Annotated in this window: 22 protein-coding genes and 1 other RNA gene; 17 read left to right on the forward strand and 6 right to left on the reverse strand. The window is 41.4% G+C overall.

Going from position 1 to position 18,017, the window contains the following annotated elements; translation table 11 throughout:
• The 10 genes from OF158_RS01080 to OF158_RS01125 all read left to right on the forward strand — a co-directional run bounded on the left by OF158_RS01080 (position 1) and on the right by OF158_RS01125 (position 10,234).
• Positions 1–3,108: a tape measure protein gene (locus OF158_RS01080; protein ID WP_052042120.1), complete on the forward strand. Its 3,108-nt coding sequence runs from the start codon at positions 1–3 to the stop codon at positions 3,106–3,108.
• The gene (locus tag OF158_RS01085; protein WP_043052531.1) at positions 3,105–3,950 is read left to right on the forward strand and encodes a phage tail family protein; all 846 of its coding nucleotides are present in this window, start codon (positions 3,105–3,107) and stop codon (positions 3,948–3,950) included. Before OF158_RS01080 ends, OF158_RS01085 begins: the two co-directional genes overlap by 4 nt.
• A gap of 9 nt (positions 3,951–3,959) precedes the next feature.
• Positions 3,960–5,066: a phage tail protein gene (locus OF158_RS01090; RefSeq protein WP_052042118.1), complete on the forward strand. Its 1,107-nt coding sequence runs from the start codon at positions 3,960–3,962 to the stop codon at positions 5,064–5,066.
• Positions 5,059–5,412, forward strand: a complete 354-nt coding sequence (locus OF158_RS01095) for a hypothetical protein (RefSeq protein ID WP_035182834.1) — start codon at positions 5,059–5,061, stop codon at positions 5,410–5,412. The genes OF158_RS01090 and OF158_RS01095 overlap by 8 nt, the downstream gene beginning before the upstream one ends.
• Entirely contained in the window at positions 5,412–6,917 is a 1,506-nt protein-coding gene (locus OF158_RS01100) for a GDSL-type esterase/lipase family protein (protein ID WP_035182831.1), read from the forward strand. Before OF158_RS01095 ends, OF158_RS01100 begins: the two co-directional genes overlap by 1 nt.
• A gap of 11 nt (positions 6,918–6,928) precedes the next feature.
• Positions 6,929–7,192, forward strand: coding sequence for a hypothetical protein (locus OF158_RS01105; protein WP_035182828.1), 264 nt, complete (start codon positions 6,929–6,931; stop codon positions 7,190–7,192).
• Between the two features lie 94 nt (positions 7,193–7,286).
• On the forward strand, positions 7,287–8,111 hold the full coding sequence (locus OF158_RS01110; RefSeq protein ID WP_035182826.1) for an SGNH/GDSL hydrolase family protein: 825 nt from the start codon (positions 7,287–7,289) through the stop codon (positions 8,109–8,111).
• A 134-nt stretch (positions 8,112–8,245) separates the two neighbouring features.
• Positions 8,246–8,530 carry a hemolysin XhlA family protein gene (locus OF158_RS01115; protein WP_035182823.1) on the forward strand — a complete coding sequence of 95 codons (285 nt, stop codon included), beginning with the start codon at positions 8,246–8,248 and terminating at the stop codon, positions 8,528–8,530.
• A gap of 15 nt (positions 8,531–8,545) precedes the next feature.
• Entirely contained in the window at positions 8,546–8,935 is a 390-nt protein-coding gene (locus OF158_RS01120; RefSeq protein ID WP_035182820.1) for a hypothetical protein, read from the forward strand.
• 12 nt (positions 8,936–8,947) lie between these two features.
• Entirely contained in the window at positions 8,948–10,234 is a 1,287-nt protein-coding gene (locus tag OF158_RS01125) for a LysM peptidoglycan-binding domain-containing protein (protein ID WP_048339792.1), read from the forward strand.
• A gap of 581 nt (positions 10,235–10,815) precedes the next feature.
• Here OF158_RS01125 and OF158_RS01130 read toward each other — a convergent pair.
• The 6 genes from OF158_RS01130 to OF158_RS01160 form a co-directional block, all read right to left on the reverse strand.
• Positions 10,816–12,048 (reverse strand): tyrosine-type recombinase/integrase, encoded by a 1,233-nt coding sequence (locus tag OF158_RS01130; RefSeq protein ID WP_264302932.1) that lies wholly within the window; start codon positions 12,046–12,048, stop codon positions 10,816–10,818.
• Between the two features lie 98 nt (positions 12,049–12,146).
• The gene (locus OF158_RS17555) at positions 12,147–13,388 is read right to left on the reverse strand and encodes a thermonuclease family protein (protein ID WP_080738156.1); all 1,242 of its coding nucleotides are present in this window, start codon (positions 13,386–13,388) and stop codon (positions 12,147–12,149) included.
• 17 nt (positions 13,389–13,405) lie between these two features.
• Complete coding sequence (locus OF158_RS01145) at positions 13,406–13,738, reverse strand: YjgN family protein (protein ID WP_035182903.1); 333 nt, start codon at positions 13,736–13,738, stop codon at positions 13,406–13,408.
• A gap of 64 nt (positions 13,739–13,802) precedes the next feature.
• A complete protein-coding gene (locus OF158_RS01150) occupies positions 13,803–14,150 on the reverse strand; it encodes a PH domain-containing protein (protein ID WP_035182902.1) in 348 nt (115 codons plus the stop codon).
• A gap of 102 nt (positions 14,151–14,252) precedes the next feature.
• Positions 14,253–14,666 (reverse strand): ImmA/IrrE family metallo-endopeptidase, encoded by a 414-nt coding sequence (locus OF158_RS01155; RefSeq protein ID WP_052042130.1) that lies wholly within the window; start codon positions 14,664–14,666, stop codon positions 14,253–14,255.
• A gap of 12 nt (positions 14,667–14,678) precedes the next feature.
• The gene (locus OF158_RS01160; RefSeq protein ID WP_035182898.1) at positions 14,679–15,107 is read right to left on the reverse strand and encodes a helix-turn-helix domain-containing protein; all 429 of its coding nucleotides are present in this window, start codon (positions 15,105–15,107) and stop codon (positions 14,679–14,681) included.
• 161 nt (positions 15,108–15,268) lie between these two features.
• On the opposite strand from OF158_RS01160, the gene OF158_RS01165 reads away from it, so the two are divergent.
• The 7 genes from OF158_RS01165 (at position 15,269) to OF158_RS01195 (ending at position 17,860) form a co-directional block, all read left to right on the forward strand.
• Entirely contained in the window at positions 15,269–15,496 is a 228-nt protein-coding gene (locus OF158_RS01165) for a helix-turn-helix domain-containing protein (RefSeq protein WP_035182893.1), read from the forward strand.
• Complete coding sequence (locus tag OF158_RS01170; protein WP_035182890.1) at positions 15,497–16,282, forward strand: BRO family protein; 786 nt, start codon at positions 15,497–15,499, stop codon at positions 16,280–16,282.
• Complete coding sequence (locus tag OF158_RS01175) at positions 16,283–16,468, forward strand: helix-turn-helix domain-containing protein (RefSeq protein WP_035182888.1); 186 nt, start codon at positions 16,283–16,285, stop codon at positions 16,466–16,468.
• 63 nt (positions 16,469–16,531) lie between these two features.
• Positions 16,532–17,050, forward strand: a complete 519-nt coding sequence (locus OF158_RS01180) for a hypothetical protein (protein WP_035182887.1) — start codon at positions 16,532–16,534, stop codon at positions 17,048–17,050.
• On the forward strand, positions 17,050–17,334 hold the full coding sequence (locus OF158_RS01185; protein WP_035182885.1) for a hypothetical protein: 285 nt from the start codon (positions 17,050–17,052) through the stop codon (positions 17,332–17,334). The genes OF158_RS01180 and OF158_RS01185 overlap by 1 nt, the downstream gene beginning before the upstream one ends.
• A 69-nt stretch (positions 17,335–17,403) precedes the next feature.
• Positions 17,404–17,544 carry a hypothetical protein gene (locus OF158_RS01190; protein ID WP_155375947.1) on the forward strand — a complete coding sequence of 47 codons (141 nt, stop codon included), beginning with the start codon at positions 17,404–17,406 and terminating at the stop codon, positions 17,542–17,544.
• A gap of 245 nt (positions 17,545–17,789) precedes the next feature.
• Positions 17,790–17,860: hammerhead ribozyme type II (locus OF158_RS01195), an RNA gene on the forward strand.
• The last annotated feature ends 157 nt before the right edge of the window (positions 17,861–18,017 follow it).

Below are 18,017 nucleotides of genomic sequence, written 5' to 3' on the forward strand. Positions count from 1 at the left end.
ATGGCAAATAATGTCGGCTCGGCTAATGTTGAGATCAGCGTGGATGACGGCAAGGCGAGAGGCAAGATAAAAAGCTTTTTCAGCTTTTTAAAAAGCACTACCAAAATTGCCAGTGGTGTGGCAGCGGGAATCGGTATTTTTGAAGGTATTTCTTCAGCAATTAAGGGCGCCAGTGAATCCACAATTGGTGCCAATGCTGACATGGAAACATACCTAAACACCCTTACTGTCGTCATGAAAAGCCATAAAAAGGCTGCTCAAACGTTAGCTTGGGCCAAAGACTTTGCTAACAAAACACCTTTCGAAACGGATGAAATTGTAGATGCTACGGCAAAACTGCAATCGTATGGCATGAACGCAAAGAAAATATTACCGCAGATTGGCGATATGTCGTCAGTAATGGGCAAGTCGCTTGATCAGGGTGTAGAAGCTATTGCAGATGCTCAAACTGGCGAGCTCGAGAGGTTGAAAGAATTCGGAATAACGAAGGATATGATCGTAAAACAGGCCCAGAAAATGCGTCTTGGGATGGTTGTGAACAACAAGGGACAAATTACCGATCAGAAGAAATTTAACCAGGCATTATTCGGATTAATGAAAGAGCGGTACAGTGGTGGCATGAAGATGCAGTCGCAGACATGGAAAGGGATGTTGTCCAACATCCGTGGCTTTATGTCCACAGCCATGCAGCAGCTGTCTCAACCGATCTTTCAAAAGTTGGAGAACGGATTGCGAAAGATCATGCCACTATTTGACGGGTTAACCGGTTTAATGAGTGGTGATACAAAAGCCTTTGCTGATTCTCTTAACAAAGTTTTCGGTGAAACCGCCGGTCAGAAAATATTTTCCTTTTTTGGATATGTCAAGCAGGGCGTTGACCAGGCCAGGCAAGTACTAGGGACATTTAAGAAATTTGTTTCCGGTGTTTTTGCTATTTTTACCGGCGACACTGGAAAGGGAGTATCAATTTTATCACGGCTCGGATTAACGCCGGATCAGATAGCTTTGGTCGTAAGTGCGGTAAATGTCATAAAATCTGCAATTTCTGGATTTATTGCTTTTACAATCGCAAGATTCCAGGCAGTAAAGTCTTTTATTATTGGACTGATTAGCTTTTTGATGCCGTACATTCAGCCGGCTCTAATGGCGGTATTTGGCTTTATCAAGTCCATAATTAGCCAAATACAAACGTTTTGGCAGCAAAACGGTGCTATGATCATGCAGGCCGTCCGAAATGTAATGACCGTTATTGTGGGCATTATCAAGTTTCTCATGCCGATAATCGCGGTAATCGTGCGGCAAGTCTGGGGCAATGTAAAAGGTGTCATCCAGGGCGCCTTAAATATAATCATGGGCTTGATTAAGATTTTCGCCGGTCTTTTTACCGGTAACTGGAAAAAGATGTGGGAAGGCGTCAAGCAGCTTGTCAAAGGCGCAGCACAGTTTATCTGGAACTTAATCAATCTAATGTTTGTGGGCCGGATAATCAAGACCGCCAAAGGATTTATAAACGGTTTCAAGGCTATCTTTTCCGGTGGATTAAATGCGGTTAAGGGATTCTTTTCCAATTTCAGGACGAATATTACTAATATAATAAGTAAGGCAATAAACTGGGTCGTAAGCTTTACAAAGAACGGCTTCACAAGAATGAAAAATGGTATAGGCTCGATCATGAGTGGAGCCAAAAACCTAGTCTCAAAAGCCTTTTCTAGCATGGTTAGTGGTGCCAAGGCTTTACCGGGGAAAATAGGATCCGGAATAAAGTCGATGGCCGGAAAAGCACTAAGCGGAATCAATCATTTGCGAAATAAAATGATTGACGGCTTGGCTTTTGGCGTTAATGGCGTCATTTCCGGGATCAACTGGGTTTTGGACAAAGTCGGTGTCAAAAAGAGACTGAAAAAATGGACACCACCTGCATATGCAAAAGGCACCGGCGGTCATCCAGGCGGCCCAGCAATCGTAGGAGACGGTGGAAAGAGGGAACTTATCCGTACACCAGATGGGAAGCTGATGCTGTCTCCTAATACAGACACGATGGTAAATCTCCCGAAAGGTTCGGAAGTATTGGATGGCAATACAACTGAAAAAGTATTGTCTGGAAAGCTTCCGTTCTACAAAAAAGGAATTGTCGGGAGCGCATTTTCTTGGATAAAAGACACAGCCCTGGATATTTGGGACTATGCATCGCACCCAGGTAAGTTGTTAAATAAGCTTTTGGATAAAGCGGGCGTAAAATTGCCGGATATTCCTGGTGCTTTCGGATCCATAATGAAAGGTGGATTTTCGCTCGTAAAAAATAAGGCTGCCAACTTTATTAAAAATAAGATGGCAGTCGCTGGTGATCCGCCGGGTAAAGGTGTAAAACGCTGGACAGCAACCGTTAAAAAGGCATTATCAATGAATGGATTGCCGACGACAGCGGAATATGTAAACGCATGGTTGCGGCAGATCCAAACCGAATCAGGTGGTAATGCTAAGGCTGTGCAGCACGGGTACACTGACATTAACACGCTAACTGGCAACCTTGCCCGTGGCCTCGTCCAGGTAATTCCGCCGACGTTCCGGGCTTTTAAATTTAAGGGGTTTGGCAACATCATGCGTGGGCTTGACAACCTGCTGGCAGGGATCAATTACGCGAAACACCGTTATGGTGTTAAAGGCATGTTGAGTGTCATCGGTAAAGGGCACGGCTATGCAAAGGGTACGAAAAACCACCCGGGTGGCGATGCTGTATTAGGAGACGATTATGAGTCTGAATTATATATGCTACCGGATGGAACGGTCGGATTGAGCCCGAACAGGCCGACATTGTTTAAACGGTTTCCGAAAGGTGCTAAGGTGCTCTCGGGAAGCAATACACTGAAATTCTTGAAGTCTATTCCGCAGTACGCTGCTGGAATTGGCACTATTCCGCAGGTAAAACTGCCGAGTGTTTCCGGCATACTTAGCTCAGCAACCGGACAATTAAAGAATTTAACGCAGCAAATTAATATCAATCTTAACGGTGACCAACATTTTTACTATGAATCTGATGTTGATAATTTCTCGAAGCAACTGGCTGATAGGGTTACGGCATCATTGTACCGGAAAGGAGAGAGAGCATGAGGATCCCCGAGTATCTCAGCAGCAACTTTAAGATTATTAGACTGGATGGGACAACCTACGACATGCGTGAATGTGGCATCCTGGTAAAATCCTTCATCGTTGACTCTCCTTCCCCGGTGCATAGTAGAGAGACGATCGAAGGACGCGACGGTTTTATTGACATGGGGACAACATACGACGGACGAACAGCACATGCCGAGCTGCAGTTGATGTCAGTCGATATCCCGGACTTTGCTTTATTCAGAAACGAGGTTTTCCGAATGTTTGACAGTCGGGAATATTTTTATCTGATATGTGACGCAGAGCCCGGGAAACGGTGGCGCTTTAAATATGACAGTAAATATTCAATAGAGCAGAAAGCAAAGAGCGGCACCTTTTCAATTGATTTCATAAGCGACTCTGCATATGCGGAGAGTGTTGGCCGGACAGACACGGACCCGGTTGACATGGACTCGGATGCATGGCAGGCGGTAGGCGGCGGTCTAGTAATGGACGAAGATCTTATCTATAAATGGTCGCAAAGCAGCTTTCGAATTTACAACGGCGGGGATGCTATTGTGGATCCGCGTCAATATGAGCTGATAATCAAATTTGAAGGTGCCTCAAGTGGCCTGCAGATTAAAAACACAACAACAGGAGAGACATTTAAATATAGCAAAAGCACGGCGGCCGGCGATATTCTTACAATAAACGGGCCGCGTGTACTGCTTAACGGTGTATCATCGCTAAGAAATTCCAACCGCCAGCTGTTAAGAATTGTCCCAGGATGGAATGACATACAAATAAGCGGAACCAGCGGATCCTTTACCATTACTTTTGGATTTCGCTGGCTTTATTTGTGAGGTGACTTTATGGATGCATTTGTACGTTCACTGACAACTGGACAGGAAGAAATGATCCTTGATGCAGAAATCACGCGGAAAAACACCGTTAACGGCGAGAAAACACTCGATGTCACGGCGCGACTAACGGAGAGGGGACAGGATGCATTTGCGCTGCTGATGAACGAGAATTACGTGATCTATGGAGATGACGAATATGTCATTAAAAATCTTACACAGTCAACAAAAGGCCGGCGGACAGTAAAGACGTTTACAGCTGAGCACCGTTTTTATGAGGATTTAATCGCGAATTACATTTATGACACGCTGACTGGAACCTATTCGCTGAAACAGCTTTGTGATTTTGCGTTAAAGGGGACAGGCTATTCGGTTGAAATTGATTCTACCGGACTTGATAAATCGGTTGAGGTCGAAAACTTTGGGGATAACAATTCTTCTGCGCTTTTTCAGGATGCAATAGAAAAATTTGCTTGCGAATACGAGATAAATGGCAAGGTATTTAAAATTGCAAAAGAACTGTCTCGACATACCGACAATCAATTTCGATACCGCATGAACGTCCAGGATCCGCAGATGCAAATCGACACGACGAACCTCTGCACGTATATCCGCGGGTTTGGTAAGCAAAATGATAACGGAAGCTACGTAACAACAGCGGAGTATACGAGTCCATTGGCCGCGACTTATGGCATTAGGCATGCAACTCCTATTAGGGATGATCGGTTTACGCAACACGACAGTCTACTGGCATATATAAAATCACAATTGACAGACTCCATACCAATTACTATCACATTGACTGCGCTGCAACTGGCTAGTCTTGGCGTGCAAGATGTCCGTAAGGGTGACTACTGCTTTGTAACAATTGAGCCGTTTGGTATTGATCTCGAACTAAGAATTACGGAGGTTGACGATTACAACAACCCGAATAAGTCCCCTGCCTATACATTTGGTACGCGGCAGAAAAAGGCAGAAGATGTGCTGGCCAAGCTGACAAAAACGGCGTCATCATTTGCCGGCGTAGAGAAAAAGGCATCTGAGGCGCTTACAATGGCAGGGGCTGTAAATGCAACAGCTGTAAGAATCGGAACCGTGGAAGGTGAAGTCAATGACTAATATCAGATCCCTGCAGGATCCTGATGGAAATACATTTTACCCACGTACGCACGCACAGGCAGTAAATGGGCTGTCTGACGCTGTGTCAGAGCAGATTAATTATCCGGTTACAAGCGTCAACGGGAAAACCGGTGATGTAATGGTAAATAAATCGGATGTTGGTTTGAATTATGTCGATAATACGGCAGATATGGACAAACCAATAAGCACAGCTATGCAAGCAGCACTAGACCAAAAGCAAGACAAAATTATAGTATCTCCAAACGGTAATAAATTTGTGCTTACTGTTGCTGATGATGGAACTTTATCAACTACACCATATGTGGAAAGTGGGGGCGAGGCATAATGCGATGGCCATATGAAAAAATTGGAGTCACGACAACAAGGGCATTTCGCAATTTATTAAACAAGATCCATGGAGATATTGCGGACGACATGCAAGAGCATAAAGACCGAGCAGATAACATCCAAGCCCAGGTGAATAATCTTGTCGCGGACGGCGACAGCAGCCCAGAGGCAGCACAGGCAAGGGTTGGGGCAGACGGGACAAATTACACGACTTTAAAGCAAAGGTTGGACGCAGAAAACCAAAGTGTTACCGCGCAGTTGGCGGAAACTGGGGTATATCCAAAAGAATTGGGGGCGGCCCTTGATGGGTCATCGAACGATACTGGTTATATCAATCAAGCAATTGCTTCTGGGAAAAAACTTTACGGAGTAGGCAAAGCAATTGTCACCAGTCTTGAAGCTCCATACGGTTTTGACTCTTCTGACACATTGAAAATAGTAAGACAGTCTGACGGTTATTTGTACAACTCATATGCCGACAAATATAATCGCCTAGTTTTTGGACAGGAATATTTATCTTATTACCATCGTAGGATAGCGTCCGGGAGTAGTACAAAAATCGTAATGACTGGGGATAGTACTACCGAAGGTATCGGCTTATTGAGCGGATATAAAATTACCGATTTAATCGCAACTTTGGCGAAAAACGATGGATTTTATAATGTCAGTGTTGTCAATCGCGGTCAATCTGGAAAGACATCGTGGAATTGGATAAATGATTACCTTAGTGATGATCTTGCTTTTGCTCCAGATTTGATGATCATTCGCTGGGGAATTAACGACCCAGCTATGGGCTCAGATTTAGATGATTACATGAAAAATATGAGGACTGGGCTACAAACGATCCGGAGCAATAAAACATATGCCCAAATGTCAGTTGTGCTAATGATGCCAAACTCTACAAGCGATACAGCACATGGTAGAGACGAGGTTTGGTATGAAAGCATGGTTAATGGGCTAAAAAGACTAGCAAGAGAATTTCAGTGTTGTTTTATCGATACTTATGCATACCTGCAGTCAAGTCGGAATGCTTTTGACTATATGGATAGCGCTTATGGTGGGTCAAGCAGCATCCATCCTAAAGAAATTATGAATATTTGGATCGCTGATATTATTTATGAAACTGTGTTCCCTAGAGCTTTGAAGTTGTTATATGCTCAACCAGAGCCCTCACCTCTTACAGGGAGTTTACAAAACGGATGGTCGGCCTTGAACGATTTCCGGACGCCTGGGTATTGGATAGAAAACGGCTCACTGAAACTTAGAGGCGTTATTACCGGTGGAACAACAACGCCAGGTACTCTTCTTTTCACACTTCCTATAACTTTAGCAACTGCAACATTTTTGCAAGTCGGAACTAGAGGGGGAGGAGGCGTACTTTTAATAGGGGTAGACGGGTCAGTAAAAGTCGAAAATCTGATCGCACCAGCTAGCGGGACCCAGTGGATTTCATTCGATGGATCTGAGGTAAAACTAAACAGAAATGTTATTACATTACCATAGGAGGATTAAAAATGGGCTTATTGAAACATAGCGTTGAACTCGAAAACGGGCTTGTCGCCGAGAATGTTTATTATAAAATCGAATCTTTTCAAGGTAACTCTGAATTCGTCCTGTATATTGTTAGTGCATACAGCTCTCAAGAAGCTGCTAACATCGGGAGTCCAGTCCTGTTCAAAAGGGCATATTCATTTCCGTACGTAGGGACTGATGTTTTTGCTAATGGTTATTCTCAGTTAAAAGCGATACATGAATTTTCTAATGCAGAAGACGTTTAAAGATATTAATAAAATAAACTTTTAAAATTTTTATTGAATTTTCCCCTGAAAACTGTATAATAACTATAGGATTTTATAAGGGGGGAATATTTTTGTGAATAAAGCTTTAAGTGTTATTATAGCTTTTTTAGTATGTATTTTAGCAATAGGTTTTGGATATGTTTATTACGATAATAAAATTACAAGCACAATAGCTGAAGCTTCAGATAAATATAATAATGAGCAACATTCTATTGAGAAAGAACTTGCAGACAATGAGTACAGAAGTGCGGTTGATTGGATAAATTACAGGGCATATAAAAACGGAGATACTGGTATCACTATGGCTGTTTTGGGTAGTAGCGTTACAAAAGGCGCCGGAGCTTCTACTGAAGAAAAAAATTGGAATGGGTTGTTGCAAACATACTTAGAAGGGAGAACAAGTACTCAAATTATACTAAAAAATCACGGATACGGCGGATATACAACAACTCGATTATTAAAGGAAAAGAAGGTAGACGCAATAGTTAAAGATAAACCGGATTTGGTTATTTTCGAGATTACGACTATAAATAACTTCGACCATGGTATATCAGCTTCGCAAACAGAAACGGAAAGTAAAGAAATTTATAATAAGATAAGAAAAGCATTACCAAATTCTTTAATAATTGTTCAAAACTCGCATGAAATCGAGAAGTTAGCATATCGAAATTATGATCAATATGCTTATGATGATTTCAATAGAAAAATTACAGACTACGCAAAAACACAGAATTGGAATTACGTTGATGTTTACGACACCTACAAATCAAAGGTGATGCAAGAAGGGTTGAATTATAAGAATTTGCTTTCGGATGGAATCCACCCTAACGACAATGGATATAACATATGGTTTAGCATATTGAAGTCGTATTTTTCTAATCAAAAAATTAAACAGTAGGATCAAACTGCGCGGTAACGTGACAATTAAAAATAGTATTTTAAGCACTCCCAATGGGGTGCTTTTTCTTATGCTCAAATTAAGGAGGCGGATCGAAAATCGATAGAGAAACAAAGAACGGGGGTGTGGATCCATTGGAGGCGGAGAAGGTTGATATCTGGAAAGAGACAATACAGAAAGATATTGATGCAATCAAGTCAGAACAAAATAACATGAAACTTGATCAAGAAAGAATTAAGGCGGATATATCAGAACTGAAAACGAATGATAAACTGCAAGATCAGCAAATCAGTAACATCCGTGATGACTTAAAAGAAATTAAAGGCGATACAAAATGGCTACGGCACACGATTACGGCGGCAATCATTGTTGCCTTCATTAGTGGGGCCGTGGCTATTTTTTATGCAGCAATACAATAAGAGGAGATGGTTAAAATGATGAAATATTTGTCAGATTCAGACTGGTGGAAGCAATTCTCAACAAATCTTGGTGGGGTGCTAACTGCTCTCATGGGGGCATTAGCCATCCTCAATATCCATTATAAATGGCTAACGGCCAATTCAATCAATGCTTATGTTACGGTTGTCATGGCCGTTGGTACTCTATTTGTTGGATCTTTTGCAACAATCGTGAATACTTATCTCACAAAACGGGCGAAGGAAAAAGCAACTGTGGTTGCTGTCGACTATGCCCAGGAACAGGCAACAAGCGAGGATGCAGAAAGGGAAAAGATTAAAGCTGTCGTAGCACAAGTATTGGCGGCACAAAATGCAGGTATTGCGTCTACAGAAGAAGAAACAAAATCGACAGCAACTACAAAATAAGGAGTGGTAAAGTTGAATAAGATCACGAAAACAATCGGCGCGCTGACCCTCTCTGCAGGGCTGGCGTTTTCTTTTGCGCCGAATACTTATGCCGCGACGCCGAGTGTGGATTTTATCGACGTCAGCCATCATAACGCAGAACAGGGCCTGCCGTTAAGTTTCTACCAGACAATGAAATCCGGAAAAATCAATGCAGTTGTCGTTAAAGTTAGCGAAGGACAGTCTTATGTGGATCCGGCAGCCAGCGTAAATATTGCCAACGCAAAGCAGGCGGGTATGGCTGTGCATGCTTATCATTACTTTAGAGCAAAAACCGTTGCTGACGCGAAGTTAGAGGCACGGTGGTTTGACAAGAAACTGAAATTGGTGGGATTTGACAAAACAAAGGATGGCTATGTTGTAGTTGACGTTGAAGACAGCTCGTTAAAAAGCCTTAGTGCTGCAGAACTAACCAAAGTTACAAATGCATTTGTTACCGAGATGAAATCACTTGGGTATAGCAAAATTGACTTGTACACGGGGTCATCCTTTTATAATACAGAACTGCAGCCATCAAATCTATCAATCTCGCAGCCGTGGTTAGCCAGGTATCCATTATACCCGGAAACTGGACAGCCGACACCAGCCTGGTACAATGGGCAAAAAGGGGCTTGGCAGTGGTCAAGCACTTACAAGTTTACTGGCATTCCCGGCTACTTTGACGTGAGCCAGGACTATGCCGGTAAGTACACAAACGTTGCTAAAGTCGACAACGCAACCAGCACAGGCGTGGTCAAAAAAATCGGGTCCTTAAGCCTGGTCGATTATCTAAAATCCAAGGGGAAGAGCTCAACGTTCAGCGCCCGAGTTAAGTTGGCCAAGCAGTACGGCATCAACAATTATTCAGGTACTGCAGCTCAAAATTTGGCACTATTAAGCAAGCTTAAATCTGGTGTTAAGCCGGCGAAAGTGAACACCACAAACAGCAAGCTGACGACATCCAGCAAGGTTCCAGCTAAAACGTACACGGTTAAGCGTGGAGATACGTTAAGCGGGATCGCGGCAAAATACGGCACAAGCGTCGCAACCCTGCAAAAATTAAACGGTATTAAAAATGCAAACAGGATTTACGTTGGACAAAAGATTAAGATTTCCGGATCCGTGGCTGTCGGAAGCACGAAATATGTAACCGTAAGAAGTGGGGATACTGTTTCGGAGTTGGCCGAAAAATATGGGTCCACAATCTCCAAGATAAAGGCCTGGAATAAGTTGAATAGCAAATATGTCATTTATCCTGGCCAAAAATTGCGTGTAAAATAAGCGTAATTTGGACAAGCTAATAGCTCACCAGGACAAAACAAAAGCCCTCGCATTTGCGGGGGCCTATCTTGTTTCCCAAGCATTAACTCTGCTGCTAGAGTTTTACACAAAAAAATAAAAAATCCCCAAAAATTTTTTTCAGGGGAGATATAGACGAAATAAGCCAATTTTCTTATAATTATGTCGCAGGCGCTTATTTCTAATTGTCCGATCATAATGCAGGAAATACCCCCCTATATTATGCCTGCAAAAAAGAGCAGGCTTTCACCTGCTCTTTTTTCTACTCAATACAGCTGGCTGGCTGTCATCTTTTGAGTTGTTGACGAATTGTTGACGAAATTCATCATTGTTGACCATTTTACTCCCCATAAAATCAGATAACTAATTTTTAAAATCCACTTATACCAATGGTTTTCGATTCATTTCCATCGAGTTCCTAAATTGCCTAACACCTTCCCAAGGTGTGGGTCGCGGGTTCGAGTCCCGTCTTCCGCTTAAAGTTTAAACGCTCAAACCTCTTGATATAAAAGGGTTTGAGCGTTTTTTGCTTTTCAATAAATTGTAGCTCACGGAAGCACAATTTATGACTTGTTGACGGATTGTTGACGGTTTGATTCTTTTTGGCTTTTTGACCGGAAAATAGTATCCAATTTTTCAGCTGCCGACTTATCCGCAGTTCGGAGCGCGTGGCCGTAAGTATCCATCGTAATACCGATATCAGCATGCCCAAGTCTTTCTGATATAATTTTAGCATGCACACCCTGGTTAATTAGAAGCGTAGCCGAAGTATGTCGCAGATCGTGCAGGCGGATATGCCTTACTCCAGCTTTTTTAACAAATCGGGACCACCATTTGCTTGGTGTCGTCGGATAAAGATGATGACCGTATTCGTTACAAAACAGCCATTGGTGTTCTTGCTCATATGCATCGCCCATTTTTTCCTTTTCTTTTTCAAGATACTTTACATAAAACTTTAGCTCATCCATAACGGTTTTAGGCAACGAGACAAGGCGTGCCGACTTTTTAGTTTTAGTTGACTTGATTTCGGGTTTATTATTTTCTCCCATTACAATGGTCTGGTCAATCTCAATTGTCTGCTCGTCAAAGTTTATTTTCGAGACTTCAAGCCCTAATAATTCGCCTTTCCGCAGCCCGCCGGCCAATGCGAGGGAAGTAAAGATCCGCCAATGGATCGGCTCAGATTGTACAGCTAAAAAAAGTTGTTCCACTTCTTCCTCGTCATACACATTAACTTTGTGCATTTCCTCATCCTTATTTCGTGGCTTTTTCACACCGTCTACCGGATTGTTTTTTACCAGCTTCCATTCGTAAGCACGGCTCATGATGTTCCTTATCACCCGGTATGTATATTGTTTGACGTGGATTGAGCTTTCCCCATTTCCATCGGTGCGCTTTAGATTATTCAAAAGGTTTACGATGTGTATTGTTTTGATTTGGTCTAGCCTAAGGTCACCAAGCACCGGTTCTATATGGTTTTTAAAGTTGCTCAGATAATTATTTAAAGTGCCACCTGACAGGGCTTCTTTTGCATATTTTTTCTCCCATTCCTTTACAAACTCAGATAGTACCATTTTTTCAGGTGCAATATATTCCCCGGCTTCCACTTCAATTTTAAATTTTGTCAGTTCATCATTTAAATACTCATTGAGTTTTTTCTTTTTCTTTAATAACTGCGGATCATTAACATGGATTGTTTTTGTTCTTTTTAGGCGTTTTCCCTTCGCACTATATCCAATCTCAACAACAAGTAGAAAAGAGTTTGCGCCACGTTTTTGTATACTTGCCATATTCATTTACCTCCATTTTGTACAAAAAACTCATTGACATTGTACAGAAAATTAAGTACGTATGTTCTTCTTTAGTTCTAAAGAAAAGCCCCTCAGGGCCTTTCTTATCTTTCACATGCATAATTGTCGTGATCCCGGTCCATCTTTTCTTGATAAGCAGGGTGTCCTTTCGGCACTCCGTTTGGATATTTTTTTCTCAACTCGGTACAGTTTGCAAAAATTTCTGTTGCCCCGGAAGAAGCGGGAGCACTTGTAGCCGATGAACTTGAACTATTTGAAGATCCAGAACTCGTTGAATGCCTCGTTGTGCTGGAACTTGATCTACTGGAAGCTGTGCTTGTTCCTGCCGATGCCTTTGCACACCCATTGAATCCAGAATCAGTTACAAATCCACTATCTGACCATATATTGAGGTGCCTGCTTTTAGCAGCATTTTCATCACTTTCATATTTTGAGAGATACTTGTATGGTGGGTTATAAATGTAAGCTACCCGGGCGTATCCGCCTTTCAGTAATTCTTCCTGGACTGATTTTCCGTTGACATAAACATAGGCCAGCAACCGACCATATTTATCATATTTATCACCGTTGGTTTCAAATTCGAGTGTCAGCTTGCCACTATTAACCAGCTGCTTGTTTTTGTTATAGGCACTTTCCGCAAACGGCTGTACACATGTTCCTGGTTTCTTTTCCTCTGGCGTGTCAACCAACAGGTACCGCACCGTTTCAACTTTCCCATTGTAGTTTACCTTTATTGTGTCACCATCAACCGTCTCGACTAATGTAACAGCTTGTTGATTAGATGATGATGCCGGCTTTTTAGTCGTATTTGTGCTGGAACTTGATTTGCTTGTTTCTTTTTTATCAGCTGTTGCAGCAGTTGTGCTTGCTTTGCTGGAATTTGAAGCGTCGTCTTCAGTCTTTTTACTATCATCTTTCTTGTTACCGTTATCTTCCGTCTTAGATTCGTCTGATTTTTTACTAGATGATGGAGCATCAGCTTTATCTTTATCTTCATCTTGTACTTTAGACGATGCTGTTTGTGTATCGACATTGCTCTTTTTAGTAGCTGTATCTTGATTTGGGGCTGAAATTCCAAAAAGAATAAAAAATACAATAGTAAGGATAAGATATCCGATCCCAGCGGATTTCTTTGTCTTCTTCTTTGACCAAAAGGCAACGTTTGGTTTGAACAGACCTACAAATATTAAAACAAGAGAAACTAATGCCAATATCAGAAAGATGCCGTAGATGTGAGTAAATACAAATTTTACTGCCTGGATTGCCAAACCAATTAAAAATAAAACAATAATAAATCCCAGGCAACCGGTTCCTCCCTTTTTCATTTCTTGAACCCCCTAAATTAATTTGCAAAATGCGTATGTTTTGCTTTCCATTTTTCTAAAGCGATAAATAACCAAAAGCTATATATTCCTAGTGTGATCACGCAGAAAAACCACCATTTAATCCAGTTTCCAAACAACTGGACTGCTGTACCATCGAAACTCAAGCGCCGGCCTTCTACAACGGTGTGTTTGGTTTTCCAACTATAAATCATAGTAAAAGACCATGGGTAGCAGATCCCCAGTGTACAAACCGTTACCAAAAATCCTAAAATGCAATAACCGATGTACTGTGCTAACCCCCCATCAAAATGTGATTCTAAATTCTGACTTGCTGCAACCGGACTTGCCATTAAAATTCCCCCTGTAAAATATTTTTATATTAATCTCTTTATGAGATTACGCACAATTATGAAATCAGCATATGTATTTAGCAAGAGTGTTATAAAACTTCAATGCCTCATCTTTCCCTTGTAGTAGCTTTAATTCATGCTTATCGTGCTTTGTGGTAATCATAATTTTATCGGACATAGACCAAAACTTATCCTTTACGATCCCAATTTCATCAATACGGGAATAGGGAATGGATACAACTCCTGTTTCTTTACCAAGCAAGGATTGGTCAACAAAAATCAGACGTTTATTTGTCAAAGCAACAAAATCAATGGCTAGACCATAAACATGCTCGATTGTTTCCCCATCGAATAGAAATTCCTGTATTTGCTTTTTGTACCTGTCTTCTGCAGATGTGTTGAAAAAAGCCAAAGTAATTTCCTCCTTAAAAGTATTGTATATAAATAATTTCTATTTAGAGAATGCTGACTTTTCATGTAAGTATAATTGCAGGAAAAAAGTACCATTTTTCATCTATAAAAAACGTTCCATTTCATAAGGAATGCCATTTTCTCGGAGTACATCGAACTTAGTTTCGTAATCTTGCATATTTTTATTGTATAAAAGCAGATTGACAGCGAATTCATTTGCTTCGCGTTCGATTTTTGCCTTTGAAAACAATGTGTTTTTATGAAGAAATGGCGTGTTTTCATTAGGGTGTAAGATAGCATGTCCAAGTTCATGAGCACAGACAAACATCATTAAATAGTCATCTATGTCACAATTGATCGTAATTACCTGTTGTCTGACATTTTTCATATAAAAGCCTAGAGTATTGCCTAAAGGGAAATATCTTATGATAATATTTTTGTGATCAGCAATCTCAAATGGATTGTTTGTTCTGTGCTTTTTTATTTCTTTATTAACAATCTCTTTTAACCAATCCATAATCCTTCACCCCTAAGCTTCATCATCTGGATCTTTGCGATATTTCTTCGGAGTGAATTTTTTCTTTGCGATTTGCTTAGTCAGGCGAAGGTTGCTTTCAATTGCGGCTCGCACAAGTTCTCTTGTTTCCTCATCCATTGGTTCCCCGTCGAATGCTAGCGCCGTGTCGGAGTCCATTTCTTCCAGGATGCTTTCCATTTTTTTTGCAATGTCTTTTTCGTCTTTTTCTGTCAGTTTCGGGAGATCACTAGACCGACCTAATAAATAATCGGTTGTAACGTCTAATGCTTTAGCAAGATCCTTAAGCATTTCATTAGATGGTGTACTATATTCATTTTCATAGTTACTTATGGTTCCCTTGGTTGTCTTGACTAAGTGGGCAAGTTGTTCTTGGGTAAGTTTTTTGTTTTTTCGTGCCTGACGGAGCCGTTTCGCTAGCACCTTAATCACCACTTCCATTTATGTACAAGTTTATTGTACAGCAAAAACAGGATCTTTAAATAAAAGTACAAGAAAATCATATTTTTCTATTGACATACAAGAAACTTGTACTATAATGGGGATATAAAGTTCAAGATTCTCATACGACAGGAGGGGATAGCTTGAGAAATGAACGCCTTGCTAAGGCACGCCACCGGAAGAATCTAAGCCAAAGTGAATTAGCAGAGAAGCTTGGATGCAGTAAGCAAGCCGTTAGCAATTGGGAAACCGGATATTCTAACCCACCTTTAAAAATGGCAATAAAATTATCTGAGATTCTTGATAAAGATGTCGATTATTTATTCGGCAAAAAAGTACAAGATTCTCAAACAAAGAAGGAGGTTTGTTAATTGAACTCATTGCAAGTCTTCAATTTTAAACAAAATGAAGTTCGCACCATTTTAAAAGATGGCGAACCATGGTTTGTTGCAAAAGATGTAGCAAGTATTTTGGAATTTAAAGATGCTTTTTCGATGTGCCAGCATTTAGACGATGATGAAAAGCAAAACCTTCAATTAGAAGGTTTTAAACGGGGAGCTATTGCCATAAGCGAGTCAGGACTATATTCAGCAATACTCCGCAGCCGCAAACCTGAAGCCAAAGAATTCAAACGTTGGATTACCCATGAGGTTATCCCGTCCATCCGAAAACATGGCGCATACATGACACCAGAAACGCTCGAAAAAACAATCAGTGATCCTGACTTCCTGATCGGGCTACTTACCAATCTCAAAGAAGAAAAAGCAAAACGAGTTAAGGCCGAGCAGGAACGAAATCAATTGATCGAACAGCAAAAAGCTGACCTACCGTATACAAGTTTTGGAAAAGTCGTTTCAAACTCAACTGGTGCAATCAGTATCGGAGCATTTGCCAAAATGCTGTACGACAAGCACGGCATCAACATCGGCCGTAACAAATTATTCGCTTGGCTACGTTCCCATGGATATCTCATCTCCGGCGGACGTGAACACAACAATCCAAAACAAACTTATTTGGAACAAGGGTTGTTTGTTGTAAAGCCAACCGTTGTCAGCCGAACAGAAGGAGACGTTGAAAAACTAACACCTCTAATCACTGGCAAGGGTCAAATCAAAATTGCCGAACTCCTGATCAAAGAATTTGAGGTGGTGGTCTAAATGCGTAACAACACCCTAACAGTCCAAGAAGTTGCAACTTATTTAGGTGTTCACCCAGACACAATTTATACCATGGTCCGTGAAAAGCAGATCCCATTTTTCCGAGTTAGGAAACGCATCTTCTTTTCGCGTGAATCAATCGATAAATGGATTGCTGCCCAGGAAAACAGTGTTGCATCGTTCTAGTTTTATCTTACTGTTTTCTGATGTCCAGAATAAACAAGATCTTTGTACAGGGGGAAACTACTGATGAAAGAATCTGCAAAGGTGCAAGAAGCCTTGGCGATTCTGCAACAAGAAGGACTAACACAGAAACAAATCGCACAAGACACTTACCAGTCATATGAACTGGTAAACAAGCAAACGAAAGGAACGCGTACCATGAATAAAGATGTCGCACGTCATGCCATACAGACCTATAAAAATTATGAATTCGAGCAATCAATCCTGCACGAGTTTTCGGAAGGACTGGCAAGCCCGGTTATGGGAGGACCGTACGTTGAACGGCACCGTATGGTTCTGGAAGAAATCGCAGAAGCAGAGATAAAGGATGCACTCCGTATCATCGACGAAGTTTCCTTGGTCAAGCCTCCGAACGTATGCTCAAATGACGAACGGGAGGATGTTCGACGGATGATGCATGAGCTCATCGAGGCTCGGGTAACGATCGACAACCTGCTCATGATATTGGAACGAGATTATGGTTTTACTGTAATGGAAGAATCAAAGAAAGTACTTAGAAAACTACGAAGTGAGAGGCGAATTTGATGATTACCAAAGAAGATTTTTTGCCGGTTGATTTGCCAAAAGCAATTGAGCATTACAAATGCTGTAAAACATGCCTGCATTTAGCTGAAACCGAACTGGAACTCGGGCAGCTCAACATGGCAGAAATGCGAATGATTGATTTTAACCGGTCTCTCGCAGAGCTGAAGCGATTGAAAGAACGGAAAATCCAGCAGGACCGAATCAATGCCATGATTTGTGAATTGATCGAAAAAGGCATTGATATTCACAAAATTATATTTTTGGGTGGTCAACAAAATGGGTGAGCTCATATTCATGGGATGGTTTGTTCCGGCCGTAATCATTGGCAGATGGCTTTTAGAGGAGTGGCTGAAATGAATATTTACGAAAAGGCTGAAATTATTCTGGAAGCATTGTCCGAATACATCAACGTCGACGATGAAGCTTTTCATGACATTTATATCAAAGCAATCGTCAATGGCTTGGTTGAAATTAGACAAAAAGAAAAGCAGTAAGAAGATGCGCTTCAAACTACCCTTTAACGAAGGAAATTATATACATGTTAATTTGCTCTTTCATTATACCACATACAGCGAGGTGTGTGAAATGAAGAAGAAATGGATTAGCTATTCAAGTGTTAATCGTTATTTTAAAAAAGTGTTTGGCCGCAGTCACGGGTGGTTTATTGAGACCACAGACGCTGTCATTATCATCAAAGATTATGACCATAGCCGGCTGATAGATCATAAGCAAGAAATCAAGTCGAAACTAGGCGTGATGCTCGCCTAGTCCACCGGAGATAGCCTCCCGGTGCTGATGAGACAGGCCAAAGGCAGTGGCGGAATAGTAGACGCTAAAATCTGAGAGTCAGGCTGCGAGTCGGTTCGATTCCGACATAGAGCTGGTGCTAGGGTCTGGACACTTGCAAGGTGCAAATCCTTGCTTGCCTTTTAGACAAAAAAAGGAGGTGAATTTATGATTTTAACCT

The organism is Weizmannia sp. WK01, assembly GCF_025905465.1.
GTDB classification, from domain to species: domain Bacteria; phylum Bacillota; class Bacilli; order Bacillales; family Bacillaceae_C; genus Weizmannia; species Weizmannia faecalis.

Excerpts from the sequence above, each read along its gene's own strand:
- OF158_RS01190 (WP_155375947.1), top strand. The coding sequence starts at position 17,404 with ATGAATATTTACGAAAAGGCTGAAATTATTCTGGAAGCATTGTCCGAA.
- OF158_RS01100 (WP_035182831.1), top strand. The coding sequence starts at position 5,412 with ATGCGATGGCCATATGAAAAAATTGGAGTCACGACAACAAGGGCATTT.
- OF158_RS01120 (WP_035182820.1), top strand. The coding sequence starts at position 8,546 with ATGATGAAATATTTGTCAGATTCAGACTGGTGGAAGCAATTCTCAACA.
- OF158_RS01085 (WP_043052531.1), top strand. The coding sequence starts at position 3,105 with ATGAGGATCCCCGAGTATCTCAGCAGCAACTTTAAGATTATTAGACTG.
- OF158_RS01145 (WP_035182903.1), bottom strand. The coding sequence starts at position 13,738 with ATGGCAAGTCCGGTTGCAGCAAGTCAGAATTTAGAATCACATTTTGAT.
- OF158_RS01175 (WP_035182888.1), top strand. The coding sequence starts at position 16,283 with ATGCGTAACAACACCCTAACAGTCCAAGAAGTTGCAACTTATTTAGGT.
- OF158_RS01090 (WP_052042118.1), top strand. The coding sequence starts at position 3,960 with ATGGATGCATTTGTACGTTCACTGACAACTGGACAGGAAGAAATGATC.
- OF158_RS01185 (WP_035182885.1), top strand. The coding sequence starts at position 17,050 with ATGATTACCAAAGAAGATTTTTTGCCGGTTGATTTGCCAAAAGCAATT.
- OF158_RS01130 (WP_264302932.1), bottom strand. The coding sequence starts at position 12,048 with ATGAATATGGCAAGTATACAAAAACGTGGCGCAAACTCTTTTCTACTT.
- OF158_RS01080 (WP_052042120.1), top strand. The coding sequence starts at position 1 with ATGGCAAATAATGTCGGCTCGGCTAATGTTGAGATCAGCGTGGATGAC.
- OF158_RS17555 (WP_080738156.1), bottom strand. The coding sequence starts at position 13,388 with ATGAAAAAGGGAGGAACCGGTTGCCTGGGATTTATTATTGTTTTATTT.
- OF158_RS01105 (WP_035182828.1), top strand. The coding sequence starts at position 6,929 with ATGGGCTTATTGAAACATAGCGTTGAACTCGAAAACGGGCTTGTCGCC.
- OF158_RS01155 (WP_052042130.1), bottom strand. The coding sequence starts at position 14,666 with ATGGATTGGTTAAAAGAGATTGTTAATAAAGAAATAAAAAAGCACAGA.
- OF158_RS01180 (WP_035182887.1), top strand. The coding sequence starts at position 16,532 with ATGAAAGAATCTGCAAAGGTGCAAGAAGCCTTGGCGATTCTGCAACAA.
- OF158_RS01095 (WP_035182834.1), top strand. The coding sequence starts at position 5,059 with ATGACTAATATCAGATCCCTGCAGGATCCTGATGGAAATACATTTTAC.